This window comes from Bacillus sp. RC251 (assembly GCF_044908765.1).
Classification (GTDB): domain Bacteria; phylum Bacillota; class Bacilli; order Bacillales; family Bacillaceae_G; genus Bacillus_A; species Bacillus_A wiedmannii.
In genome coordinates this window covers 1,592,319-1,619,197 of sequence record NZ_JBIYDP010000001.1, presented here as the reverse complement: position 1 = coordinate 1,619,197, position 26,879 = coordinate 1,592,319, and the positions used below count along the sequence as shown (strand labels likewise).

Genomic DNA, 26,879 nt, shown 5'->3' with positions numbered 1-26,879 from the left:
TTAAAGTAGAATAATTGAATCTTTCTTTTCTATCTTTATTATATCTACATCCAGTTCATCATCAAACTCTTTAAACTCTCTTGCATCTATATCCGTCATATAGCCTTTTATTACTTTCTCCATATGCATGGAATACGGCATGTGTACATCCTTTTCCAAAAGCATACTTGTATTACAGCACATGTAATGTATCATTTTGGCAATATAATTCCTTTCTACTGCTTTTACACCTAGCGGTAAAATTTCAAGTATGTATCGCTGCAATGTTTCACTACCATTAAGCGAATATTCACCAGTGCTATAATACATTCCTTTTTCATCTACATATAAACTCGTACCATCCAGTATATCTTCACATTCTATTGCACCGTATTTTGGTACATCAAAAGATGTATTTATCCTAATAATATTTAAGTTTGGGACTTTTAACACATCTGGAACAAAGTAAGGGACAGTATCTATATCGATTTTTTTATTTTGTAACTCTTTTATCCAATGTTTTCTTAAATTTGCATCAATAATAAAATATACTTGTTCATTTTTTTCTTTTGCATGTTGTAAAATTCCTGTTAATGTTTCAGAAACAAATTGTTTAAACTGAATTCCCATATCATTTCTTTTTGAAGGCTGTGGTAAAAAGGTATTATGTTTATTTACATGTAATAATAAACGATCAATCGTTTGCCAATCTGTATTCCCATATAATTTATATAAAATTTCTTTTCCTTTTATTTGTGAAAAAATAGGTAAGAAATCAAATTTCGAGATTCGTTCAATTGATAAATTAACATATGTACAAGGTAAATTTATCTTATTCCAACTACGTTTCAAAAATCCTTTTTGTTCTAATAAACTAAGAACGCAATTAATAATTGTCTTACGTGATACACTTTGTCCTATAAATAAATTAATAAATGCAGAAATACGGTTTGTTCGTGCAAACCCTTCTCTAACAATTTGCTTTGGATCAATTTTTTCACGTCCATCACAATTTTCCATTGCGATTAACGCTAATGTCGCATCATTACGCTCACCTGCAGTAGCATAAATCGCTTTCATAACATCTTCTACTAAATTCGCTTTGTATTTCTGGCAATATTGCATTTTATATGGGTTTTGCAATACTTTTTCAATATTACATCTTACTATCTTTAATAATACTGGTGAATCTGCATTTAATACGTAAGATGACTCACCGATTTGAGCTAACACAATTTCACTTTCAAATAACGCTTGTTCAACTTCCAACGATATTTTTTCAGACCATATTTCTAACGTTATAGTCTCTAATCCTTTTGGTGCAATTAAAGGGAATAATTCATTTTCATTATTTGTTGCTATCTTTTTACATTCTGGTAGTAATGTGAAATAAGTGAATTTTTGCTGAAACCCTTTAAATAGATACTCTCTTTCCTTTACTTTTATACCAGGTTTTATTTTAGTACCTTGAACTTTATATATTCTCTCATTGTATGGAAGTAACACCCTAATATTTGTTCCTAGCATATAATCTTTCGGATATTGAAGAATATGCTCTAATTCAACTTCTCCACCTATACGAAAATCATCTTTTAAATTTCTAAATATCTTAATCCATTTTATGCCGTTTGTAGCTTGTTGTACTTTTAGTTTTACAAACCGTAATTTCTTATTATTCGATGCAAATTCTGGCGTAGAAACCAATATCATGCCCCGTTTACGTCTTAATAGCAAAGGAATATCTGGATGATTATATTCTTGATAAAACCTCCGAATTCCTATCGAAACATTTAATAACGGAATATTCTCGCCACCGCGCGTTATACATTCGAACCGATATACATAGGCGAAATAATCTTGTGTTTTTTCATCTTTAATTGGCTTTGACATTGCCTCACAAATATTTTGTGATCTAAGAGGAGAAAAATATATATCTTCTTCGTTGATATTCTCTAATCGTACAGGTTGTTCACAAAAAACATGTGAAATTAAAGCGGGCACCCACTTAGAATATATTTCATTATCATGTAGTACTGTTAAATTAGAAATTAAATCGTAATGCCATTCATATTTTGGCAATTCTATTAATTTATTAGGTTTCCAATCATGAATCACCTCATACCAACTTTGGAAAATATAATCAAGTTGTTCTTTTCTAATAGGTTCTTTGGATACAATCCATGGTGTATTTTCATTTAATACATATGGATTATGCTGAATAAACAATATATCAGAAAACATATCATATAATCTTTCATTCAATCGTTTCAACTTACTCGTTAATAAAAACGTCTTATAATGTATCTCTACAATATCGAGCCATTCAATAGGAAAATATATAAATGATACGCTTTCGTTTAAAAGAGGTTCTACTATATTTTTAAATGTTAACAACTTTAATTTTTCCATAAAATGATTACTTCCTTTCTTCGTTTGTCTTGATCACAAAAAGCTAGAAAAATTAACTCTTAATCTAATCGATTTATACCAAGTATTTAAAAGAAAAGTAAAAACATTCCTCCGAATAATAAATTATTAAATAGACTGATTTAATAATTAAAAGTAATTATCATATACGACACCTCTGATATTATTATTTTAATACATTAGAATTATACAATGTTATTAATGTAAGTATTTATTTTTTACAATAATTTTACAATAAAACTAAAAAAGAACACCTTAAGTCGGTGCCCTTCTTGCAAATATCAACCTTTATGTAATTGAACATACAGATAAAACTAATCCCCCAAATGTAATTGCACCTAGTAATCCTAATACAAATCCAGTTATGCAAATACAATCAGCAAGACAAATGGAAGACTGCGATAATGGAACAAATGACCTACTTGTACTCGATCCATATTGTTTTATTTTCTCATAATTCATATCTAACATTAATTGTAGACATGCTATACCTTCCTCAATAGAATAAAGAGATTCTTTTTCTAATCGATCCAATAATTTACAATTAAAAGTAATTGGAAGAGGATACCGTTTATCTAATTTCATATGTTGATAAATTAATTGTAAACGAGATAATATATTATTTTTCTTTTTTTCACATGTTACTGTGTGTTTCATTTTATTAAATTCATTCAATAACAGTGTCAATTCATCTCTGTTTCCGTATAAATCCCTTGCTATTTTTCTCTTTAGTTTGTACGAATGGATAATAGATTTAAGTTCAATCATTTTAATACACTTCCTAATAGAATTTTACTTACCTCAATATTTTAAAAATAAACAGTTCTTTTAAATCTTATTTAAAATACACTCAAGTATCTTCATTTACTATCGATTAACATTACATTAACCTTACATAGCTGTAATAATTTCTTTCGCTACCCACTAACTAGAAGCAACAGATTCCTTATTTGATGGTAAAAATATAAAAAAGCAATGATTAGGTTTTAAGTCTAGTCATTGCTTTATATATCTTATCTTGATTTACAACTAAAAATCTAAATATCATTCTTTCACTTGAATGCTACATGTGTTTTTATTAAATTCTTTAATAAAAATTATATAATACTTCACTATTGGATTCCTTTTTTCTCTTATCAATATTCATATGTTACAATAGTACCAGTTGTATCAGTAGTACCATTAAAACCACTAAAACAATTTGAACAACTACCACAGCCACCACAACCTCCGCAGCCGCCACAACCAAAACAACCGAAGCAACCAATACACCGGAATCCACCACAGCGACCTGCACAACCTCCACAACGACCACCACAACCTCCACAACGACCACCACAACCTCCACAGCGACGAACAGCATCTTCAATATAATAATATGGATATTGGTTTTGCTGGTCCCAATACACAATATTTCCAGACTGGTAATCATTAAGGCTTAACGCTTGTAGTTCTTGTTGAAACTTATTCATTTTCATGACCTCCGTTTATAAACTTCAACCTTTTCAATGCTTTCCTATATTTCTGTTCGTTAAATCTAAGTAGAAATAGCGCTATCAACTAAGTTCAATACGTACACCTACAAAGTATGACCTATCACTAGATAATGCACCTTGTTCATATACCTATTTTTAGGTTATTCTTCCCATAGGCTCATTTTTATAAATTGAAAAAAGACGCACTTAGATCGATGCGTCTTTTTGCGATACTTCTTTTGTGAAATCATATACATAAGTATTATTCATACCTGTGAATAGCAATACCTCTACTCATTATCCAATTACATCTTTTACATCTGTATCCACTGGCCACTTTTCTAATGTATAAGCCATATCCCAAAATGAATATTCATATTGACTGCTAATAATAAAGTGCTGTTTCATTCGATTTCGATCTGCCTCTGTCACTTTTTCAGCTATTGTATCTAACCGTGTAATTTGTTCTTCAACTAATGTTCTGAACCAATCAGATCCATAAGCAGAAATCCATTCGTTATAAATTTGCTCTTCTGGCTGACACTCTTTTAAACGCTCACCAATTTCATAATACAACCAATAGCAAGGTAAAATTGCTGCAATGATATCGCCTAAATGTCCTTCATACGCAGCACGATACATATGTGAAGTATAAGCGTATGCAGTTGGAGCAGGGATAAAATTATCTTTCTCTTCTTGTGTTATCCCTAGTTTCTTCGCAAAGTTCTCATGTAAAGATAATTCCGCCTCGTATGTATTTTGAGCATGATGTGCCATACGAGCTGTCGTTTCTAATTCTAGAGCCTTTGCAGCTCCTAAAGTTTGTACTCTAGCGAAGTGACTCAAATAATATGAATCTTGAAGTACGTAATAGCGAAAACTAGCTAAATCTAACGTTCCTTCACCAAGTTGTTTTACAAAAGGGTGATGAAAACTAGCTTCCCAAATTGAATCTACTTCTTGACGTAATGATTGTGAAAATGTCATTTAAATCCCTCCAATAAAGTATAAAATTTAAGTATTTACCCACAGTTATTAAATCTGTAAAATAAAAAAACTTTCTTTACAAACGTAAAGAAAGTGAAATTGACAGTATTTATTCATAAAATAGTAATGTCTTCCCACTTCCCTACGCTAGTATTAACCAGATCAGGTACTAAGAGTCTCAAATTCTCATTTGATCTCAGCCTATAATAGGCCCCCCTAGTGGATAAATATTTAATTTTCGTATTGTATTCATCATAACATACTTCACGTTACTGTCAAAAGTATTCATGATAGCGCTTCTTAAAACCCTTCTTCTTTTCTTACTTTTAATGAAGTTTCAATAATCATATCTAATAGTTTACTATAATGAATACCAGCTGCATCTGCACTTTTCGGTAGTAAACTTGCTTGTGTCATCCCTGGTAATGTATTAACCTCCATTACATATGGAATTCCGTCCTTTACCATCATATCTACCCTTGCATAAACGCTGCATTTCAATGCTTTATAACAAGCCAGTGACGCTTTGTTTACACGTTCCTTCAATTCAGCTGGAAGTTCGATAACTTCTTCAATTGTACTAACATCATCATATTTTGCATTGTAATCAAAGAACTCAGCTGCATGTCGGATTGAAATAATAGGTAACTGTTTTCCATCAAAAATTGAACATGTAATCTCATCACCTTTTATATACTTCTCTATTACTACTTCAGAATCCCATTCAAATACAGTTTCCAGCATTGAAATTAATTCATCTTTATCATATACAATCTTTACCCCAACACTTGATCCACCAGAGTTTGGTTTTACCACTAACGGAAATCCTAACTTATCTAATTCATCAAGATTTAGATCCGCCATTTTTGTAAGTTCAATCCAATCGGGTGTTTCTATACCTTCAAAGCGTAAAATCTTTTTCGAAATATTTTTGTCCATACATATACCGCTAGATAACATATTGCTCCCGCTATAAGGAATACCTAAACTTTCAAGCGTGCCTTGAACCGTCCCATCTTCTCCATATTTTCCGTGTAATGCAAGCAGCGCAAAATCAATGTCTTTCGCTTTTTCGATTAAATCCATTTTTTCATTTAACGTAATTGGTACGATTTCATATTTATTTTTATCTAAATTTGCAATCATTTCATTTCCAGTCATAATTGATACTTGTTTTTCAGAGGATACTCCCCCCATAATAACGCCAATTCTCATTTCCTCAACTCCAAATTTCAGTTTTTATTGTATCACCGATTATTTTTATTCCACGAACTATTTCTTCTTCTTTCAGACGTGAAAATCCTAATCGAAAAGTAGTCGCTCCTCCTCCATCAGAATAAAAAACATCTCCAGGAGAAAATGTAACCCCTTGCTCATAACACTTTTGTAAAAGTGTGCGGGCATGAATTTTTCCTTCTAACTCTATAAATAAATGAAGTCCACCATCACCGGTCATTCTTTGAAACGGAATGTACTCGTTACACGCCCCAACAGCTAACTCATATTTTTTCTTATAAACTGATCTTGCCTTTTTTAAATATTTTTCAAAATATCCTTCATGTAAATATTGAAATAGAACAGCTTGATCTAACGTAGATGTGTGAATCGTTCTTGCTCTTTTTACACTTTCTAAATGATGAATCAGTTCTTTATCTGCGATGATCCAGCCTACACGTAAACCAGGGAAAAGTACCTTTGAAAAGCTACTAATATAAATTACATTATTACCAGCGCCAGCAAAAGTTAATAATGGTGCTAAATGTGAACCTGAATAACGTAGCTCTTCATTAAATCCATCTTCTATAATAGGAACTTTATATTTGGAGAATAATCTCATCAGTTCCGTCCTTTTCTCCGAACTCGTAACAATACCGGTTGGATTATGATAGGAAGGAATTAAATATGCGAAATCAAACTCTTTTTCACACAAACTTTTTTCTACTTCGTTCGTATCGATGCCATCTTCATTCATATTAATCCCGTGAACTTCAAGTCCATGTAAACGGAAAAGCTTCAATGCAGCATGGTGAGTTGGATTCTCACAAATAACCCGCCCTGATTTCTTCGATAACGAGGATAGCACGATGTCTAATCCTTCTGTAAATCCATTTGTAATTAAAATATCTTTGTTCGAAATATCTACACCTTTCATTTCCATATAATGAAGTAGATAATTCATTAACGGTCTATAACCTTTTGCGTATCCGTAGTTTAATACGACATCCCCTTCAATGGACATACGAGTAAGAAAAGCTCTTTTGAAATTTTCCACATCAAATAGCTTTTCGTCCGGAGCAATGCTATTAAAAACAATCATTCCTTTTTCCCAGCGAACACCATGTTTCATTAAATCTAATTCATCCGCTAATAAGGTAACGGTATTAAGTTTATTTTTCCAATCTATTTCAACAGAAGAAGTGTTCGATATATCAACCTTCGCTACAAAATTCCCTTTACCTTTAACTGCATAAATGAGTCCTTCTTGCTCTAAATCCGCATAAGCAGCGAGTACAGTATTTCTGCTCACACTTAGTAATTCACTTAGTTCCCTAGTTGAAGGGATTTTTTGATCCCCGAGCAAATGACCTTTCATAATCATCTTTTTCAAATAATCTTTCAATTGAATATAAACGGGACGATCTTTCACAACTTTAAAATCTTTAAACAATTCCTTACCCCCTGCAATCATTTTTGCATATTTATTTCATTCTTAAAAGGTCCACTACATATGTATTTTTTATAAAGGGCGGTACGGTCTTATAAAGTGGAACTTTAATCAATGGGGCTGATTATCACCCACTGATTATTATCCCTTAGTAACAGGCATTTTACTGCCTATTACTAAGGGATAAATCTTTGCGGTATAAGTTAATTACATCTTTTAAAGCTGCTGCTGCGGCTCCGCGTGGATTGGAAGCACCACCAATTGTAGTAACTTGCCCCATCGTATCTGTAAAGAATGTAATTCCTTTTTCTGTCCCATTTACTTTTGCTAGCGGATGATCTTTATCTATTTCGTACGGTTCCACATGAAGAACCACTTTACCGTCCTTATCCTTATATGCTGAAGCTATTAATTTAATATATTTATTATGTTCTTTAGCATTTCGAATTTGTTGTTTTGTAACATGTTCGATTCCTTTTATATGTATATCAGTAAGCGTATTTTCTGTTCCCATTAAACTATTTGTCAAAAGTAACAATTTACACGCACTATCAGAACCACTTACATCTAATATTGGGTTCGTTTCAGCAATCCCTTTACTTTGCGCTTCTTTCAGTGCTTCTTCAAACGTAATATCTTCCTCATTCATTTTCGTAAGAATATAATTTGTTGTCCCATTTAATATTCCTTCTATTTTTTCAATATGGCAACCAGCTAAACTAAATTGTCCGATATCTAGTGTCGGTAGTGCAGCGGCTGTTGCACCGCTATATCGAATTCGTACATTTGCGCTTCTTGCTGCTTCATTTATTTCTCTCCAGTTTGTAACGAGCGCACCTTTAGAAATTGCTACTATATCCATCTGTTTCTCAATCGCTTGTTTCATATATTGTTTCCCTGGATTTCCATCTTTAAGATTTGTAACTGTTGATTCTACCAATACAGTACCACTTATGCTAGTTGTTGCACGTTCCTTCGGATGATACTCTAAATATTTTTCAATTGCAGCGGTACCGCCACCATACATCAATAAATGATGAAGAGATAAGCCGTCTTCATTATGTATTGCAATATTTCTCCCTAATACGCCACTTACAACTAATTGAATCCCATATGTTTCATATATATATGAATACTTTTCATTTAATAATTTTATAAACTCTCTGCCTACTGTTCCGTATCCTGATAATACAACTTGAATTTTCATAATATCCCCCCATATTTTTCTACCAAATCCCTCTTTCAATATAATATAAAGCGCTCTCGAATTCCATCGAGAGCGCTTTATTATTACCTATTTCGGTAAACGTGATAGCTTTTCAGCAATTGTTCTATAAAATTCTTGAATGCTAGAAAAACCTAACGTATCTGAAACACTTAATCCTACCATGTCGAGATGGTCCCAATTCGCTTTCGTTTCGATATGATTCCATTTTCCAACCTGTAATGGCTCATTATTATTTACAGCAACATTAGAAGATGGTGCAATCATAGAATTTGTATTTACTACACCATCATTTTGCCACCAAGAAGTATCAACTAACGGACGGTTTTCTTCATATCTCGCATAAGAACCTAAGAAAAATGCATTCCCCATCAACACTTTATTCATCGTTATATGAGGTAAATGTAAACCTGTTATAGGTGCTGCTTCTGATGCATGTCCACTATAAGATAAGTAATACACATCCGGTTGCGTCTTTACCCAATTATTTAACTCCTTTGCACCATCAGTACTTAAATCCCATTGACTAATGTCTTTTGTATTTTTCCAAATTGAACTATTTAGAATACGATTACTATATTGGAAAAAGGACTCTCCAGCATTCTTCTTTATACCCCATTGATCCAATTTAAAATCATATAACGATAAATTATTGTTTCCTCCAAAGCTTGCAGCTGTAATGAGTAACTCTTTAACGAACGGCAGCAGAAGACTACCATCCGCAAGTGTTGTACCGTTGTGAGGGGTTGCTAATGTTGTCACACTATGAACATATGATTTTCCGCCTTCAAATAGTGGTGATATTTTAGTGTCTGGGTGATTTTTCACATAATTCTTTTCTTCAAAACTACCTTCTTTTAATAGCTGTACTAATGTTCTAATCGTTTGTCCACCCATACTATGCCCAACTAAATGAACTTTATTTGTTTCACTCCAATTCGGTGCAAAACCACTATAAGTTCTACCAAAACGATTATGTCCATGTTTCTCAGCATGTGCGGCACCGTAGTCTACTGTACCACCGTTAATTTGCGCATATAATTCACATGCACGATCCCAGTTACTAGAAACAGGTCCAACAGCTGCGGTATGTACCATATAACCACTTTGTTTCAAATCTTCCTGTATATCATGAACACCACCCCAATATTTTACGCCAAGCATTTCTTCTCTACCCCATCCAGCAAATCCATTCACCAATATGACAGGATAATTATTTTGTTGTCTCTCTTCAGCGTACGTTATTTTCATTGCGAATGAACATACAGTCACTAATACGAAAAAACATATTTTTAAAAATAACTTCCCCATACTTCCCCCCCTAATAAAACGTTTACATTTTTCTTTAAAAAAATTCACAGCATGCTTTAATAACTTAAACATAATGTAAAGCATTTTATATACGTTGTATATATAGAAAACATATACAAATGTTGATAAATATTAATTCAAGTAAACATTTACTGTTTACAATACAACTTGTAAATCTGATTATTAGAATTTATAATTAGATATAGTTTCCTCATGTTAAATAGATTTAAAAACCATAAGAAAACTAATCTCATTGCTTGAAAAGGAGGAAAAAGCATGAAAATCGGATCAAATATTCATACATTATCTCAACCTACTAACATAACTCCATCTACTCTTGAGCATAATACTATCTCTTCTACTAAACTTGAAAGTAAGAAAGTAAATGATCCTATCAAGTTTGATATTCGTTCATCTGAAAAAGAAATGAAACAACCTGAGCATAAATTTAACGGATTAGATTTATGGAAGATGTTAAAAGATAAAGGTGTTCCTTTATGGATCATACTTGAAATGCTACAAAGGTCTCGTAAGGAAAAAGAATCTCAAAATAATTCAGTTCAAAATTCAAATGCGATTGAAGAACTGAGCGAGACGCGATTAAATGAAGTAATGTAAACTATGTTATCTAAATGGTCTAAATTAAAAAGAGTTCAAGGCTGATAAAATTCCTATCAACCTTGAACTCTTTTTTATGATTTTTCTCCAATCGTGACAAATTGAACTGATACTTCTTTCTCAAAATCTTTAATTAACTTTCTTACTTTTACATATTCATTAGTCAATGTATTATCTGTCGACATTTTAGGTTTTTCGTCCCCTAAAGATTTTTTCAGATGAAGAAGTTGCATTTTTGTTTCATTTGCCTGTATTTCTTTATATACACTATTGCTCGCCACAATTACATACCATAGTGTTCCATAATTTCGATTATTACCAAGCCAAGCATCACTTTCATATGTAACTGGTATCGCTTTACCTTCTATTTCAATACTTTTTATATTCTTTTCTTCTTCATTTATAAATAATAGTGAACTTTCTTTTGGAAAATTCGGTAACGTATCTAAAGGTTTAGAATGAGATGTATGATCTCTTTTACGAAAAATTTTTGCTGTAATCATCGCTTTTGCAGTAGATTCATTTAATATCAAAACCCTTTTTTGATCAAATCTACCTGTTTTCACCGAAAAAACTTCATGTTCTTTCGTATTTTCCTTATAACGCTTCATAACTGTTGAAGTATGATTCTCATCTCCAATGATTAATACGCCGTTAGCTGGAAATCTGTTTTCATTTTTAGAGCATGCACTTAAACTTATTAAAATTAATATACTTAATATGAAAATAGAGAGTGGTTTTTTCATCACAGTTCCTTTCATAACTCAAATTGTTTTTTTACATGCTTTTCTGCAATCTTACTTGCTGACATTCTCTACTGTTCCATAGTTTTATAAAGCTTTTGTAAGTAACGCCAACGAGTTATAAAGAAATATAAAACTTGTATACATATAAATGAAATTAAAATTATGATAGAGCTATTCATAATAGAAAAATCGACTAATTGTTGTAATGCCATATAAGCGACCACAGTATGAATCACTGCAACTATAATCGGTAAGAAGAACATTAATACTAATTGTCTTGTTACAACTTTTTTCAACTCTCGTTTACTTAATCCCATTTTCGAAATCATCTTATATTGCTGCTGATCGCGGTCCAAATCAGTATATAACCGGAAATAAATAAAACTAGCAGCGAAAGTAAAGAAGACGATTCCAACTAAAACACTTGCCATAAGTAATAACCCATTTGTTTGTTTTGCACTTAACAACTCTATAGTTAGTGCTCTAAATTCAAAATGTATGTCTCTAGGATCTTGATCGAATATGTCACTTAATTGGTTTGAAATCTCTTTCGTTTTTATCCAATCATCTACAACAAATCCATAAGTTCGATATTGAATAATATTTTCAAAATCTAGATTACTATTAAGCGGAATCTCATCATACACATGATCTTGAATCGCAATATTAATCCCTTCTGTATCGTGTGGCAAAACTAAATTATCTACAGTTTTTTTCACATGAAATGTCTTTGTCCAATCGCCTTGAATGACTTCAATATTCTTTTTATAATCACCATTTTTAAACTCTTGTTTTTGTGATACGACTCCAGGGATTAATAACATTTCATCTTCTTTTTCAATCGTTTCTTGTTGGTACCCGAGTGCTCTCGCAAGTTCGTTATATTCACTTAACTTCATTACATTTACATTACTTTCTGTATAAATATCTGAAGTGGAAGCCATTCGATATGGAATATTAGAATCAGCAAGATGTTTTTTTATAATCGAGAGATGTTTATCCGTTATTTTATTTTTATCAGGAGCTGTATACAGAAATGTATACGGGTTTGTCATCCTTACCAAATCTTTGTTTCCAAGAGCTGCTGTCGTGCCAATTGCTGTAAAAGCAACTGCTGAAATAATAGATACTATAAAAAACATTGTTGCATTATCTTTCATACGGTATATTAATTCTGAAAATGTTAATATGTTGGTTCTCTTTAAAAAGAAAGATTCACTCCTTTTCACAAGATGCAATATATAAACGCTACACTGTGTATATAAAAAGTACGTTCCTATAATTACTAGGAGAACACCCATTCCGAGCGTAATAAAACTATAACTTGGGATAAAGCGAAATACTAAAATATAGCCATATCCTATACTAAATAAAGAAAAAATTGATAATAAAATTGACGATTTCGGTTCAGGCTTTGGCTTTTCCCCTGCTTGAATAAGTTCCACAAGTTCTGTTACTTTTATCATTTTAAAAGTAACTAGCGAAACAATTAAAAATAAGAATAGAAACGTGATGCCAGTTAATAATACCGCCTTCACTGGCATATAAAAAGGTAAGCCGTTACTAATCATTAATACACTGGCACTTATTAATAAAACTAGTTTAGAAAATATAAGTCCAATAAGAACCCCTATACAAATTGAACCAAGTCCAATTAACATATTTTCAATTAACAATAACTTCTTAAGCTGTCTCATTGACATACCTTGCATCATTAAAATGCCAAATTCTTTCTTACGCGTTTTTAAAAACGAACTCACTGAATATAGAATGAAGAAGAATGAAAAGACAAAAATCAAACCTTGAGAAACTTCAAATCCTAATGTACCAAATGTACTTATTGTTTTACTTGTCGATTTCAACTCCCCCTGTAAATCAGGATGGAATAATAAAAGAGCATACGTAAAGAAAATCATTATAGAAAATGCACTACTTAAAAAATGGGCAGCATATGTACGCTTATTACGAAAAATATTATTAAATGCGAATTGACGAAAAGTCATGCCTTTTCCCTCCTAACAAAGAAAGGACATCCATAATCTTTTGATAAAATGCTTGCCTGCTTTCACCACGATAAATTTCGTTATATAGTTGACCATCTTTAATAAAAATTACTCGGCTGCAAAAACTCGCTGCATACGGATCATGAGTCACTAACATCATCGTAGCTTTTTCTTCCTTATTAAGAGTATCTAACATCTCCATTACATCATTTGAAGATTTAGAATCTAAATTCCCTGTTGGTTCGTCTGCAAGTAATAATTGTGGCTTATGAACAATTGCACGAGCAATTGCTGTTCTTTGAGCTTGGCCCCCTGATATTTCAAACGTTCTTTTATTCAATATATCTGTTATATTTAATTTCGCTGCAATTTCTTGTACTCGTTTGTTCATTTCTTGCACAGCAACACCATCTAAAGTCATCGGCAGTACGATATTTTCCTTTATTGTAAGTGTGCTAAGCAAATTAAATGATTGAAAAACAAATCCTAATTGTTTCCTACGAAATAAAGCTAAATCTTCTGATGATAACTGGAAAGGATTTGTACCATTTATTAAAATTTCTCCTGAAGACGGAGAATCGATAGTAGATACCATATTTAATAGCGTAGTTTTCCCGCTACCGGATGGACCCATGATCCCTATAAATTCACCTTCTTGAATTGATAAATCAATATCTACTAATGCTTTAAAAGGTATTTTCCCTTTATATACTTTACTAATATTTTTCGCATGTAAAATTTCCATTTCTATTCTCCCTTCATTTGCACTTCTCACAATAGAGTGTAAATGAATTCTCTTATAGCTCATATTGATTCATCTTTCATTTATCTTACACGCTTGTAAGATTTCTAAAAAAACTGATAATAACACTATTTACAAATTAAAATTAACGCATAACTATCTTATAATAATTGTATAGTGGTAGGAAATACAATATCCTATCCTTATTATACGAAAAAGAAAAGACCGATTACTTTATCGGTCTTTTCCTTCCCAAAGTTATATTTTTAACTTACGCCTTTAATTGAAATGTATTTGACTCACCATTTTAATTCTCTTTCACTTTATAATACCCTCTACAAAAAATTGAGTGCTTCGGTTTAATCGCAATTAACAAAGAATTGTATATATCTGAAGCAGAAATTATTGCATTTATCCAACATACAAATAATAAGATTGATTTAATATTGCCTGATACAAAAGATGATATAATGGCTGGAATGACCGATAGTACAATAATAGGTAAACTCATAAAGATCCAAAATCTCGCTTTGGATAGAATTGCATTCGTATTTAGCCAAAAAAATAGTCCACTACGGGTTAAGCTAATATCACCTTTATTATTTATGACAATAATATGTAGACATTCATGAATGATGAAGACCAAAATGCCTATGATGATGAGATAAAATATATTAAGATCAGTGAAACTTGCTCCAAAATAATACGATATTAGAAAAATAATGATTTGAAGTACATATACAAACTTCATATAATGTTTTCGGTGCCAATCATTTTGTATAAAAGGAGTCCATTCTAACAAATCCATACTTATTTGTGGTAAGTGACGAAACCAAATGATAATATGCTCTCCCCTCCCTCATTTAAACTATTCAAAAAATTCAAAATCAACTAACACTCAACCGCTAATATTAAATGCAAACCTTCGCTTGCCTTCACGTTTGCCGTACATTCTTCTATTTAAGCCTAAAGTGGTTCATGTTTAGGATGATTTGAGTAAGAAATTAGTGTTTTCATAGACATATACATTCGACAAAATTCCCCAAATACCTTTTAGAAATAATGTTATGAAATAGTTCTCGCATGTACAACTTACTGCATTTGTTTTTGGTGAAAAATACATCCAGAATCTACACTTTAGTATGGTTAACTAGTACTTTAGAATGCAAAAAGCTTAGAGTTTTAGCTCTAAGCTTTTTTTGCATTATCGCTCCCTTTAAAGAGCACTATTTTTTATCCATCCGGATTTACTCAATACATAATGATTATAAATTTGATTTTCTATCATCTGTTGACCCAAATAAGTAAACCCGCATTTTTCAATAACTTTATTTGATGGCACATTTTTAATTAAAGCAATTGCATTAAGGACATCCACATTTGTATTTTCAAATAAATAACCGATCAAGCCTTTTGTCGCTTGCGTTGCATAACCATTATTATGATATTCACTTGAAACAGCATACATAATTTCTCTGTTCGGTGCAGGGAGTTCATCTTTCATGCCTGTGCAGCACCATCCAATAAATTCATTTGTGGTTTTCTTAAATATTCCTAGTCTTAATATGTGATCATCTATGTTAGTCCTAGTTCTAACAGCATGAAGAAACGCTTTGTTTTCTGGTATTTCATCATTTGTAACCCAATTAACTCTTTGTTCTTTCGTTGATTTCCAGTCTGGTAAAAACTTTTCTATTTCTGGTTGATTTGATATTTTATAAATACTCTCTGCATCTTTGACCGTAAACTCTTGTAGGTATATATCACCACAATCTATTCTAAATAACTTAGTCAACCTCTCTTCTCCCATCTTAATCCCCCTTCCTTACGTTAAAGCGCCTTAATCTGCTTCGTAAGTTCCATAAACCGTTCATCTAGTTCTTTATATTCTTTGTCTTTAGAAGTTAAAAAGCTTAATTTTCCTAATACTTCTTGTCTTTCTGTTTCTAACGTTAAACGTAGCTCTTCAATTTCATCCCTTGTTTTCGTAGGTTCTTCTAGCTGTTTTTGTATCGTATTGTTTAAAAACACAAGTTTTGTGTTAGTTGTTTTCTCCAGAAAATATCGATCATGAGAAACGATAACGAGTGTTCCATTATACTCAGCTAATGTATTTTCAAGCTGTTCACGCGAAGGTAGATCAAGGTGATTCGTCGGTTCATCTAAAATAAGTACATCTTTTTCATCTAAAATATAAGCCATGAGCTTACACTTCACTCGTTCCCCCATACTCATATATTCAATCGGCTCTTTCCATTGGGAAGATTCAAATCCTAAATGTTTCATTAAATTTTGGACTTTTCCTCTTTCTTCAAATGTCTCTTTATAAAATAAATCATCTGGTGTTTTATCAAGTGGTAAATCAAATACTTCTTGTGTTAAATAACCGATGTTTGCTGAAGGTGAAATCCATACTTCTCCTTGCACAGTTTCCGTTCCCATAATCATCTTCAGTAATGTTGTTTTCCCGCTACCGTTTGGTCCAATAATCGCAATCTTCTCACCGTGCTGAATTGTAAAATTAACGTTTTCAAATAATGTTCGTTTATTAAATTCTTTCCGCAATTGTTTTACTTCTAAGAAACGTTTTCCTACTTTTTTACTCGCTTGAATAGAAAATTCAACTGAATAATCCTCTTTCACACGTTCTACTTTCGTTTTCTCCAGCTCTTTTTCAAGACGCTTTCGTTTCGATTTAACTTGCGCGTCCATTCGCTTCGCCTTTACACGATAAAATTCTTTCACACCTTCTTGTTTTGTAGACTGGGCATGTGCCTTTTGTGACCATGAACTTAATTCTTTTATATGAGTTTCTACTTGTTCTATCTTCTTTTGTTGTTTTTCATATTCACGCTGCTGCGTCATTCTTTTATGTTCCCGTGCTTTCATATAACTTGTATAATTACCACTATGATCAATTAATTTCTTATCCTCAATTGACCATATTCTTGTTGCGATAACATCTAAAAAATATCGATCATGTGATACGACGATAACTGTACCTTTCATATTTTTGATTTGTTTAATGAGAAATTCCGTACTCATCTCATCTAGATGATTTGTCGGTTCGTCTAATATTAAGACATTAGGATTTTCAGCAAACCCTTTTGCTAATCGAACTTTCAGCTTTTCACCACCACTTAAAGTAAGAAAATCGTTCGTTGGCACGCCCCATTTTGCAAGGAGTTCCGCTTCTTTTGCAATTATATCCTTACTAACAAATGATTCTTTTTCTTGTTCAACATATGCTGTTGTCATATTCATTTGCATCCATTCAACAGTACCTTTTGAAGGTTCAATCTTCCCATTTATTAGTTGAAGTAATGTTGATTTACCAGCCCCATTTTTACCAATTAATCCGATAACATCCCCTTGTTTTACTGTCACATTCATTTTCTCTAACAAAGTATTTTCCTTTATTTCAACATAAACATCATTTAATTTTAATAATTCTTTCATAATACCGATCCCTTTCATTAAGGGAGAATAAAAAAATCCTCCCAAATAAATTTGGCAGGATTAGTCATTAAAATATTTATACCCAAATAAGCTATTGCGCAACATAAATAGCAATACCGTTGCATGGAAATTGGGCAGACTAATCCTATTTTTTAGAAATTGAAATTTATTGAATTTCAACATTTAAAAATAAGATTAGTTAATCATCGTCCACCCATCATTCCTTTCCGTCGTTAGTAACCATATTGTACCATGATAGTACTGTATGAGTAAATGCAATTATATGTGCTATTAAAAATATTGCTTTCTTCTAGGTCTATTTATCATTTCTTAACTTCAAATTGAACAAGCATACCTTTATTTTAAGATTCCCCTAATAATTCCCTTCTAAGCACGCCCTCTTATATAATTTTTATATAACTGTATGATTAATTTTATATTATACAGACTACATTTCAGTTCTTATAATAAAGTTATCATTTTTAAGGAGGGATTCTCCAATGGAATTTAGCAAACTAGGAAACAGTGGATTAACAGTAAGCAAGATTGCATACGGGAACTGGATAAACCATGGCGGAAAAGTAAATGAAGATACCGCAAATGAATGTGTGAAAGCCGCATTAGATGTTGGTATTACAACGTTCGATACTGCAGATGTTTATTCGGACACTATTGCCGAGGAAGTACTTGGTCGCTCTTTGAAAGGAACACGCCGAGAAAGTATAGAACTTTGTACAAAAGTATGTCATCCGACCGGACCCGGAAAAAATGATCGAGGTTTATCACGAAAACATATTATAGAAAATTGTAATGCATCGTTACAACGGCTACATACAGACTACATTGATGTCTATTATGCACATCGATTCGATACAACAACACCTCTTGAAGAAACAATGTTAGCTTTCTCAGATCTTGTAAGACAAGGAAAAGTCCTTTATTTAGGCGTAAGTGAATGGAAATCGGAACAAATCACACGCGGTGCAGCACTTGCACGAGAATTGAAAATCCCTCTTATCGCTAGCCAACCTCAATATTCGATGTTGTGGCGAGTTATAGAAACTGATGTGATTCCAACATGCCAACGTGAAGGACTTGGCCAAATTGTTTGGTCTCCCCTCGCACAAGGTATTCTCACTGGAAAATATCAACCAGGTAAACCAATCCCTGCCCACTCACGTGCTAATTCAGATGCAGGAAAACCATTTTTCAATAAACTCGTACAACGTTGGATGAGTGATAATGTACTTACTGCTATACAGAAACTTAATCCTATTGCAATTGAAAATAATCTTACCTTATCTCAACTCGCAGTTGCTTGGGTACTACAAAATCCAGCTGTTTCCTCTGCAATTATTGGCGCTTCAGATCCGGAGCAAATAAGAGAAAATGTAATTGCTTCTAGCGTTACATTGTCACCTGAAATTATGGGTCAAATTGATAGTGTATTAAAAGGTTTCATTGAGTATGACCCAAGTAAAACAGGTTAAATCGTCAGTGACTTAACAATAAATATAGTACCTTTCCCAAATCACTACTGCCCATCCAATCAAGATGGGCCTTTACTTTTCAAATTCAAATTGTGAAGTCGTATAAATCTCTCTAACAACTGATAAGAAGTTCTCGAGCACGACAGACTTTTCATCCTGCCTCCATCCAGCGTATAAGTTTATTTCCGGTGTATGTTCCTGAATATCTTTATATATGACTCCCGATTTTTTATAACTCTCCACCGATGATGGAACGACAGAAATCCCCATTCCTGCTGCAACTAAATTAACAATCGTCTGCATTTGAATTGCTTCTTGAACAATATTTAAACTTACTCCTTGTTCCCAAAAGTAACTAATAATTAAATCATAAAAGTTAGTACCGAAATGACGAGGAAATAAAACAAATGGTTCATCTACTAGTTCTTTAATAGAAATATTAGGTAACGAAACTAATGCGTGATTTTCATGTAAAACCAATTTTAAACGTTCTTTAGAACAAACTTCGGAAGACAATATTTCATTATTCTGCTTAGAACGAATAAATCCAATGTGAATTTGTTTTTCATAGAGTGCTTTTATTTGCTGGTCTGTTGTCATCTCGCGTAATATAAGCTGAATTTTAGGAAAGCGTTCTCGAAATGTTTTTAATATGTTTATAACCGTTTCTGTAGAATCGACAAAACCGATGATTAAATGTCCAATCTTTCCTTCATCCGCAAGCTGTGTTTCTTTAATAGTTCTTTCTACTTGAAGTAACGTTTGCCGAGACCCTTCTAAAAATATTTTCCCAGCATCGGTAAGCTCAACCACTCTTTTTGTTCGATGAAAAAGTTGGACCCCTAATTCATCTTCTAATTTACGAATTTCTTGGCTTAAAGGAGGTTGTGCCATCATTAGACGTTCTGCTGCACGGCTAAAGTTTAATTCTTCTGCCACCGTTATGAAATATTTTATTTTTCGAATATCCATTACAATCCCCCTAACATTCACAACTAGTAAAAAATCCCTCCTTCTAATAAATTATAAATAAAAACAGGAGGAAACTATATCAATCCCTTTGCGTTTCTTTTTTATCATAAATCATTTCATGAAAATACGAGAGATTTATACTAAGTTGAATTACATGTTTTGGGCAATTTCATTACTTGCATGTATTATTTGATTTACCATTTGATTGAGTAACGAGTACTTGATATTTTATTCATCCAATTATAAATAACAAAATGTTATTCGTTATCCAATAACCACTTATTGTTTTTCGATAAATTTTTATTGATTATCTACCTGTAATAAGCTATTATATCTTTACAGAAAATATTAATGTAAGGATTGAATTTATGGACAGTACATTAAAAATTACAAAGTTTAATATGTTTGTAAGAAGTTTTCTCATGCCGATTATAGTAGGGATAATTGTTGGTATACTAACTAAATTAGGGCAAGGTATACTTCCAGGACATTGGAATTCATTAGCCAATCTAGGAAGCGTTTGGTTAGTTCCATCCTTTTTTGTGGCTAGCTTTAGTTATTCTAAGCGTACAGCTATACTTTCTGGCACCCTTGCACTACTCGGTATGGTATTAGGCTACTATGGTTATGCAATAGTTATTAAAAATGTAGCTCACTCTATTTATTTTATATCTGTATGGATTGTGTGTGCATGTATAGGAGGAACTATCTTTGGAACTGCAGGTTTTCTATGGAAAGATACTACGAATCCACTTCATAAATTCGGAAGCGCGCTAATTAGTGGAGTTTTTGTAACGGATGGACTTCACATTCTTTTAAATTTTGAAGACTATAGTCACATGTTACCTGTTGGATATACCGAAGTGATAGTCGGCATTATCTTGATTCTTGTATTAGAACGCTCTAATGCTAATCGAATTTCTTCTTTCTTAATGATGGTTCCTATCACTATTTTAGGATTAATTGGATATACATTATTAAGTTTGTTTGCTTAATATCATGAAAAAACAAAAGACTCATTCTATTATAATCCCATAATACATATCACGAATTCAAACATTATACTTATTAATGTTGATACACTTATTCATAGGATGGATTCATGAAGCTGTCTCTTTCAAAGAGATGGCTTTTTTCTTACAAAAACTATTTATCAGCTTTTTATTAAACCCTTCTAATTTAAAAATCATATTTATTAGCGTGTCATTATACATACTAAGATGACCTTTTACCATCTCATGTAATCGCTATAAAGTGAAACTTTAATCAATGGGGGTTTTCTTCATCCCCCACTGATTATTAGTTGAACCAATCGGACTTTTATGGGCAGCCCGACCCCCACCTAACTTCTTTGCTTTCGCTGAATTTTGAAGTGGGGGTCTTACTGCCCATTAAAGCGGGATAAAATAAGGCTAAAAAACTTATCTCCACAGTTCTTTAGCCTAGATCACTTATTTACACATTAAAAAATTTAATTCGTACAACGGTACCTTTACCAACTTCTGAATGGATTTCTACACTATGTCCTAATTGTTTCGTAATTTCATATACAAGATATAGCCCCATTCCAGTTGATTCTTTAAAATCTCTGCCATTTTCTCCTGTAAAGAAAGGTTTAAACACTCTTGGTAAATCTTGCTTCGGTATCCCTACGCCATTATCGGCAATTTCAAGTATAACTGTATTACCTTCCTTACAAGCTTTCACTTTAATCTTTTCTCTACTACCTGATGAATATTTAATCGCATTCGATAGTATTTGTCCAATTAAAAATTGTAACCATTTCGCATCACTTTCTACACTAATGTCCTTATCAATTTTAAGCTCTGGATATACAAAATTCCGGATAAAGAAGCGTTTATGTTCATGTACGGAATCATTTACTATTTTATGTAGTTGCACTCTTTCCACATAAAAATCTTGTGTAAATGCTTCTAAACGCGCGACATACAGAGCCATCTCTAACCCCTTTTTCAGCCTATCTGCTTCCTCATTTATACTTTCAAAACGAGGATCAACTTCATCTTGTGTGATTAATTCTATTACAGATACAGGTGTTTTCATTTGATGAATCCACTGATTCATAAAGGTTAAATGATCATTATTTTTTCTCTCTTGCATCTGAAGCTGATTTTGATAATGGCGATATTGCATCTCAAGAAGTTCTTGAAGAGCAGTCGACACAGCTGCAAAATCAGATTTTTGAACAGATTCATCTAGAGATTGCATCGGGTTTGCTAATCGTTCATAGAAAGTACGATGAGTAAAGTAACGAAATACTAAATAGCCTACCATAAAAAAGGCACCTAAAAACATTGCATATAATGCCGTTGCAATATGGTTATGCCCATCAAACCAATATACAAGAAATATGGCTAGTAATTGGATTGCTGTAAAACAAATAAGTGGTATATGATCACGAATAAATAATTTTATCATTTCTCCATACCAGTATCCCAAGTAATATGTAATCTATAACCGACACTACGAATCGTTTCAATCGCATCTTCAATCTGTAACGTTTTTAACTTTTTTCGCACACGAGTTGTATTTACGCTTAAAGTATTATCATCAACATAAGATTCGCTATCCCATAATTTATTCAACAACACTTCTCTACCCACAACACGCGGATAATTTTTCATTAACATTTCTAATAAAATAGCTTCATTTCTCGTTACATCAATTTCTTGATTCTTAAGCTTCAATACAAGCCTTTCAGGATATAAACAAAGACCTTGTTGTTCAACCATACGTTCTTCTACTTTCGGTGCATAATCTCCGTAAGCACGCCTTAAATGACTACGAATTTTAGCCATTACAACTTCGTAATGGAATGGCTTTGAAATGAAATCATCGCCACCGTTTTCTAATGCCATAACTTGATCCATCGTACCTTCACGGGCTGAAATAAATAGTATCGGACATGTAGAAACTCCGCGAATTTGACGACACCAATAGTACCCATCAAAACTTGGTAAATTAATATCTAATAAAACTAACTCTGGTTGTTCTTCTAAAAAAATGTTTAATACATTTTGGAAATCCGATACAATAATTCCTTCATACCCGTATTTCGCGACATGTGTTGATAATAGTTCTGCAATTTTCATATCGTCTTCTACAATCATAATTTTAACCATATGTTTACTCCTTTTTCGATCCACAATCTTATATTCAATTATATAAAATAAATACTACCTGTTTTTATATCATCCGTAAATTAAAAAAGGATACTTTTATACAACAGCATCCTTCTTCTATCATTCTTATTTAATATGAAATTCACTCAAATTAAAACCTAGCTTCTCCGCATAATTCATACCTAGTTCCATTCGAGCAGTCTTCAGCGGGTCCACAACTTGGCATACTTTTAAATCGCCTGCAGCTGATAATAAAAGCGTTGCGTCTGCTTTAGACATTTCTAATTCCTTATGTAAAAATGTCACCATATTACGTACAGCGCGATTCGCTGCATCATCTAACAATTTCTCTGAAGCAATCGTCATAAGTTTTTCTTTTTGGATCGCCATCGGTAGTGGCCATTTCTTTCCTTTTATAATCTGAACAGTTACCGTCACCTCACCAGCAACCTCTACTCCACTAACACCAATTTCACCATCACCCATCGCTGCGTGTAAATCGCCTAACGCTAATAGAGCACCAGGAACATTTACAGGTAATAATAATGTTGTCCCTTCTTTTATCTCTTTACAATCCATATTCCCGCCGTGATCATGCGGTGTGCCACATGAAATGCTCTCTTCTTTCGGCGCAGTACCAATTACACCAATCATTGGATTAATCGGGACTTGCAGTTCATTTGAAAATAAAACATGTTCATTATGTATCGGGACAATTTTCACTGTATTTTCATTTAGCTCTTCACCCATTACACCAAGATTTGCACCTGTAGTTAACACGCCTTGCTCTGCAATTTTAATTTTTTCAATCGTTACGACTAAAATATCACCAGGTTCTGCACCTTTAATATATACAGGTCCAGTCGCCGGATTAATTCGGCTCCAATCTAATTCTTGAAACGGAACATCTTCAGAATCAATTTGATTTTCAAAGCAATCATATGTTTCAAATACAAGACGACTCCCAATTTCTACTTCCATACACGGTTTATTTTCTGGTGACATTGCGTAAATAATATGGCCTCTATGAATTCGATACATTTTATCTCTCCCCATTTATATTAGTCTACAATTACTAATTAGCTTTTTTCACAAAAGCTCCTCTGAAAAATTAATAAATTTACATATAGAAAAGCACCTAGCTTATTTTCATACATACACTCTTTACTATAACAGGTAAAGAAAGGTGGTAGCACTATGCCCCTTATTCCATATAACGAAAGCGATGTTGATTTGCTAGCTCGTTTAATTCGTGCTGAAGCTGAAGGAGAAGGTCGACAAGGTGAACAACTTGTTGGCTGCGTAGTAGTAAATCGTGTATTTTGTGATTGCTTAGATTTTAAACAACTTCGATCTGTACGTGATGCAGTATATCAAAGCCCTGGCGGATTTGAAGCAGTGCAATACGGATATTTTTATCAACGCGCTCGTGAATCAGAAAAAGATATCGCTAGAAAAGTTTTACAAGGTGAATGGCGCTGGCCAGCACGTTGGGCTCTTTGGTATTTCCGTCCAGTTGGTGCTTGTCCACCTGAATGGTATAATCAGCCGTTTGTAGGACAGTTTAAAAGTCATTGTTTTTATGAACCACGTGGTGATGAATGTCCGAAAATGTATTCACGGTAGCAAAATATGAAACGCAAGTACTTAGCTTAGATCTCTGAGTACTTGCGTTTCCTTTATTTTTTAGAAATCTAATAATGTGATGAATTTTTCAATGCCTACTACATGTATTAATAACGGTATACGTGGGCCGCTAGACTGATTTATTATGAGCCTATATATAATAATAAATAATTGTTTTTGATTTTCTTTCATTATTTTTTTATTTTCATGATGACAAATCGAATACAATTGTTCCATTAAGTTAGAGTAATCTTTGTTAGAACGAAGTATATTGCAAACTTCTACTAGCCATTTTTTCTGTCTTTCATCTAATGTGTTGTAAAACTCTGTACTTCTCTCTAGATTTACCGCAATTAATTTTTCAGATTGAAAGTTTCTTATCCAATACTCTGCACGGTTACATATCGCTATCATAGCATCTAATGCATAACTCCTATCTGTATTTTCTAACATACCTTGTAAAATAGATGAATCAAAATTTAATAGCGGTAACGTTCCAGCAACCTGATTAAACTTTGGGTACTCTTTAAACCCGCTATCAACTTTAGAGAGTTTAATTGCATCAAATAAACCTTCATTTTTGAGCGTTTTATTTTCATAACTATCTTTTAATCGTTCATACTCTGTATAATTGCGAATCACATCTTCATCAAGGCCGATATGAAAAGCTGCGTTTGGTCTATATTTAGCAAACATAAAAAGAATCACTTCAGGCAAATACACTTTTAACAGCTCGCTAGGTGTAATACTATTCCCTGAGGAACTAGACATTTTTTTATGATTCCCTTTAATGCCAATGAAATCATAAGAAACATAATGAGGAGCTTCACGATTGAATATTTCCATCGCAATTTCCTTTGATACATTATAACTACCCGTTTCTGATGAATGATCTCTTCCACCCGGTTCAAAAATAACATCCTCTATCATCCACCTCATCGGCCAATCGATTTTCCAATTCAATTTCATTTTATATGTATTTAATACCGATAACTCATTTTGATTTCCGCATTCACATTCATACCGTACTATTTTTAATACTTCATCAAAATGTGTAATCGTTGTTGCATCTTTCCCGCATCTCTCACAATATAACGTAACCGGATAAAAGCTCTCTCGCTCTTCTTCACTACACTCTCCAGTTTTAAAACTCATTAAAATATCATATATTTCTTTTCTTTTATATAAAGCCTCTAATATGTTTTTGTTATACCTTCCGCTTCTATATTCAGCATGTTGGTATATGAATTCCACTTCAATCCCAAATACTTGAAGCGATTTCTCAAACTCTTTTTCAAAATGCTCTGCATACGAATTATGACAGCCATATGGATCTGGAATATCACAGTATGGCATACCAATATATTTTGCAAAAGATAGATCAATATTTTTAGGGACTTTTCTAAACCTATCATAATCATCCCATGAAAATATAAAACAAGTCTTTTTCCCTAAATCTTGAAGTGCTCTTACAACGAAATAAGTCGTTATTATTTCGCGAAAGTTCCCGATATGAACAGAACCAGATGGACTGATTCCAGATGCACAAACAAAAGTTTCTTTGTTTGGATGTTTCCTTATTAATTCATGTGCTACTTCATACGCCCAATGCATATATTATTCACCTCAACTGATTTTTTGTTTTCACACTTTCAGTTTTATGCAATAAAAAAACTCCCACCCCCAAGATTATTCATCTTGAGGACGAGAGTTGTTAACTTCGCGGTACCACCTCAGTTTGTTAATATGTCGCCATATTAACCTCTTCAGGTACGGCAAAATTTGCGTATACCCTATCTCTATAACGGGAGAACCCGTCGCACCATCCCTAAACAAATTAGTTCCTTGCGCAGCTCCAAGTCTTTTTTCATTAAGATTTATACCGCTCATTCTCAGCAACCAGAGCTCTCTGTACGTAACCTTTCTTAACTACTCTTCTCTTCCATGCCACTTTATATATTAGTTTTTTCATATGATAATTTATAATGCTTTTATTGTCAAACTTTTCCGG

At 32.8% G+C, this 26,879-nt stretch carries 23 protein-coding genes, 1 riboswitch and 1 other annotated feature; of the genes, 4 read left to right on the top strand and 19 right to left on the bottom strand.

Translation table 11 applies throughout. The features are described 5' to 3' along the window. The 8 genes from ABH961_RS08125 to ABH961_RS08090 form a co-directional block, all read right to left on the bottom strand. A complete protein-coding gene (locus ABH961_RS08125; RefSeq protein WP_098642401.1) occupies positions 1-2,388 on the bottom strand; it encodes an RNaseH domain-containing protein in 2,388 nt (795 codons plus the stop codon). Positions 2,389-2,694: 306 nt separating this feature from the next. Beyond that, positions 2,695-3,174, bottom strand: a complete 480-nt coding sequence (locus tag ABH961_RS08120; protein ID WP_176519560.1) for a homoserine dehydrogenase — start codon at positions 3,172-3,174, stop codon at positions 2,695-2,697. Positions 3,175-3,542: 368 nt separating this feature from the next. Continuing rightward, positions 3,543-3,884, bottom strand: coding sequence for a heterocycloanthracin/sonorensin family bacteriocin (locus ABH961_RS08115; RefSeq protein ID WP_176519559.1), 342 nt, complete (start codon positions 3,882-3,884; stop codon positions 3,543-3,545). A gap of 294 nt (positions 3,885-4,178) precedes the next feature. Continuing rightward, complete coding sequence (gene tenA, locus ABH961_RS08110) at positions 4,179-4,868, bottom strand: thiaminase II (protein ID WP_087985859.1); 690 nt, start codon at positions 4,866-4,868, stop codon at positions 4,179-4,181. 122 nt (positions 4,869-4,990) lie between these two features. Beyond that, a riboswitch (TPP riboswitch) is annotated at positions 4,991-5,096 on the bottom strand. A gap of 72 nt (positions 5,097-5,168) precedes the next feature. Beyond that, positions 5,169-6,083, bottom strand: a complete 915-nt coding sequence (ddlB, locus tag ABH961_RS08105; RefSeq protein WP_098077270.1) for a D-alanine--D-alanine ligase — start codon at positions 6,081-6,083, stop codon at positions 5,169-5,171. Between the two features lie 4 nt (positions 6,084-6,087). Further along, complete coding sequence (gene pdxR / locus ABH961_RS08100) at positions 6,088-7,536, bottom strand: MocR-like pyridoxine biosynthesis transcription factor PdxR (RefSeq protein WP_098077267.1); 1,449 nt, start codon at positions 7,534-7,536, stop codon at positions 6,088-6,090. Between the two features lie 160 nt (positions 7,537-7,696). Continuing rightward, positions 7,697-8,740, bottom strand: a complete 1,044-nt coding sequence (locus ABH961_RS08095; RefSeq protein WP_205729810.1) for a homoserine dehydrogenase — start codon at positions 8,738-8,740, stop codon at positions 7,697-7,699. 87 nt (positions 8,741-8,827) lie between these two features. After that, positions 8,828-10,069, bottom strand: a complete 1,242-nt coding sequence (locus tag ABH961_RS08090; protein WP_404519204.1) for an esterase/lipase family protein — start codon at positions 10,067-10,069, stop codon at positions 8,828-8,830. A gap of 276 nt (positions 10,070-10,345) precedes the next feature. Here ABH961_RS08090 and ABH961_RS08085 point away from each other — a divergent pair, with 276 nt between their 5' ends. Further along, positions 10,346-10,687, top strand: a complete 342-nt coding sequence (locus tag ABH961_RS08085; protein ID WP_048547092.1) for a DUF3914 domain-containing protein — start codon at positions 10,346-10,348, stop codon at positions 10,685-10,687. Between the two features lie 74 nt (positions 10,688-10,761). Here ABH961_RS08085 and ABH961_RS08080 read toward each other — a convergent pair whose 3' ends face one another. The 6 genes from ABH961_RS08080 to abc-f form a co-directional block, all read right to left on the bottom strand. Further along, positions 10,762-11,433, bottom strand: coding sequence for a lipoprotein BA_5634 family protein (locus tag ABH961_RS08080; RefSeq protein ID WP_048547090.1), 672 nt, complete (start codon positions 11,431-11,433; stop codon positions 10,762-10,764). 68 nt (positions 11,434-11,501) lie between these two features. Further along, complete coding sequence (locus ABH961_RS08075) at positions 11,502-13,436, bottom strand: ABC transporter permease (RefSeq protein ID WP_048547088.1); 1,935 nt, start codon at positions 13,434-13,436, stop codon at positions 11,502-11,504. Continuing rightward, positions 13,411-14,181, bottom strand: coding sequence for an ABC transporter ATP-binding protein (locus ABH961_RS08070; protein WP_048547087.1), 771 nt, complete (start codon positions 14,179-14,181; stop codon positions 13,411-13,413). Before ABH961_RS08070 ends, ABH961_RS08075 begins: the two co-directional genes overlap by 26 nt. Before the next feature lie 304 nt (positions 14,182-14,485). Further along, a complete protein-coding gene (locus ABH961_RS08065; protein ID WP_098642397.1) occupies positions 14,486-14,986 on the bottom strand; it encodes a DUF3267 domain-containing protein in 501 nt (166 codons plus the stop codon). Positions 14,987-15,394: 408 nt separating this feature from the next. After that, positions 15,395-15,988, bottom strand: a complete 594-nt coding sequence (locus ABH961_RS08060; protein WP_098077255.1) for a GNAT family N-acetyltransferase — start codon at positions 15,986-15,988, stop codon at positions 15,395-15,397. 20 nt (positions 15,989-16,008) lie between these two features. Then, entirely contained in the window at positions 16,009-17,637 is a 1,629-nt protein-coding gene (gene abc-f, locus ABH961_RS08055; protein WP_404519200.1) for a ribosomal protection-like ABC-F family protein, read from the bottom strand. A gap of 500 nt (positions 17,638-18,137) precedes the next feature. On the opposite strand from abc-f, the gene ABH961_RS08050 reads away from it, so the two are divergent. Further along, the gene (locus ABH961_RS08050) at positions 18,138-19,127 is read left to right on the top strand and encodes an aldo/keto reductase family protein (protein WP_048547080.1); all 990 of its coding nucleotides are present in this window, start codon (positions 18,138-18,140) and stop codon (positions 19,125-19,127) included. Positions 19,128-19,199: 72 nt separating this feature from the next. Here ABH961_RS08050 and ABH961_RS08045 read toward each other — a convergent pair whose 3' ends face one another. After that, on the bottom strand, positions 19,200-20,099 hold the full coding sequence (locus ABH961_RS08045; RefSeq protein ID WP_098077252.1) for a LysR family transcriptional regulator: 900 nt from the start codon (positions 20,097-20,099) through the stop codon (positions 19,200-19,202). A gap of 368 nt (positions 20,100-20,467) precedes the next feature. Between ABH961_RS08045 and ABH961_RS08040 the strand changes: the two genes are divergently transcribed. Further along, positions 20,468-21,094: a DUF6518 family protein gene (locus ABH961_RS08040; RefSeq protein ID WP_404519197.1), complete on the top strand. Its 627-nt coding sequence runs from the start codon at positions 20,468-20,470 to the stop codon at positions 21,092-21,094. A 460-nt stretch (positions 21,095-21,554) separates the two neighbouring features. Here ABH961_RS08040 and ABH961_RS08035 read toward each other — a convergent pair whose 3' ends face one another. From ABH961_RS08035 to ABH961_RS08025, 3 genes are all read right to left on the bottom strand, one after another. Beyond that, on the bottom strand, positions 21,555-22,538 hold the full coding sequence (locus tag ABH961_RS08035; RefSeq protein ID WP_098077246.1) for a sensor histidine kinase: 984 nt from the start codon (positions 22,536-22,538) through the stop codon (positions 21,555-21,557). Further along, positions 22,535-23,242: a response regulator transcription factor gene (locus ABH961_RS08030; RefSeq protein ID WP_098077243.1), complete on the bottom strand. Its 708-nt coding sequence runs from the start codon at positions 23,240-23,242 to the stop codon at positions 22,535-22,537. The genes ABH961_RS08035 and ABH961_RS08030 overlap by 4 nt, the downstream gene beginning before the upstream one ends. 126 nt (positions 23,243-23,368) lie before the next feature. Continuing rightward, positions 23,369-24,283 carry an acetamidase/formamidase family protein gene (locus ABH961_RS08025; RefSeq protein ID WP_098077239.1) on the bottom strand — a complete coding sequence of 305 codons (915 nt, stop codon included), beginning with the start codon at positions 24,281-24,283 and terminating at the stop codon, positions 23,369-23,371. A 156-nt stretch (positions 24,284-24,439) separates the two neighbouring features. On the opposite strand from ABH961_RS08025, the gene ABH961_RS08020 reads away from it, so the two are divergent. Then, positions 24,440-24,868: a cell wall hydrolase gene (locus ABH961_RS08020; protein ID WP_048547071.1), complete on the top strand. Its 429-nt coding sequence runs from the start codon at positions 24,440-24,442 to the stop codon at positions 24,866-24,868. A 60-nt stretch (positions 24,869-24,928) separates the two neighbouring features. Here the strand turns inward: ABH961_RS08020 and lysS are convergent, their stop codons facing one another. Continuing rightward, positions 24,929-26,482 (bottom strand): lysine--tRNA ligase, encoded by a 1,554-nt coding sequence (lysS, locus tag ABH961_RS08015; RefSeq protein ID WP_098077237.1) that lies wholly within the window; start codon positions 26,480-26,482, stop codon positions 24,929-24,931. 83 nt (positions 26,483-26,565) lie between these two features. After that, positions 26,566-26,822 (bottom strand) — a binding site (T-box leader). Positions 26,823-26,879: the final 57 nt, after the last annotated feature.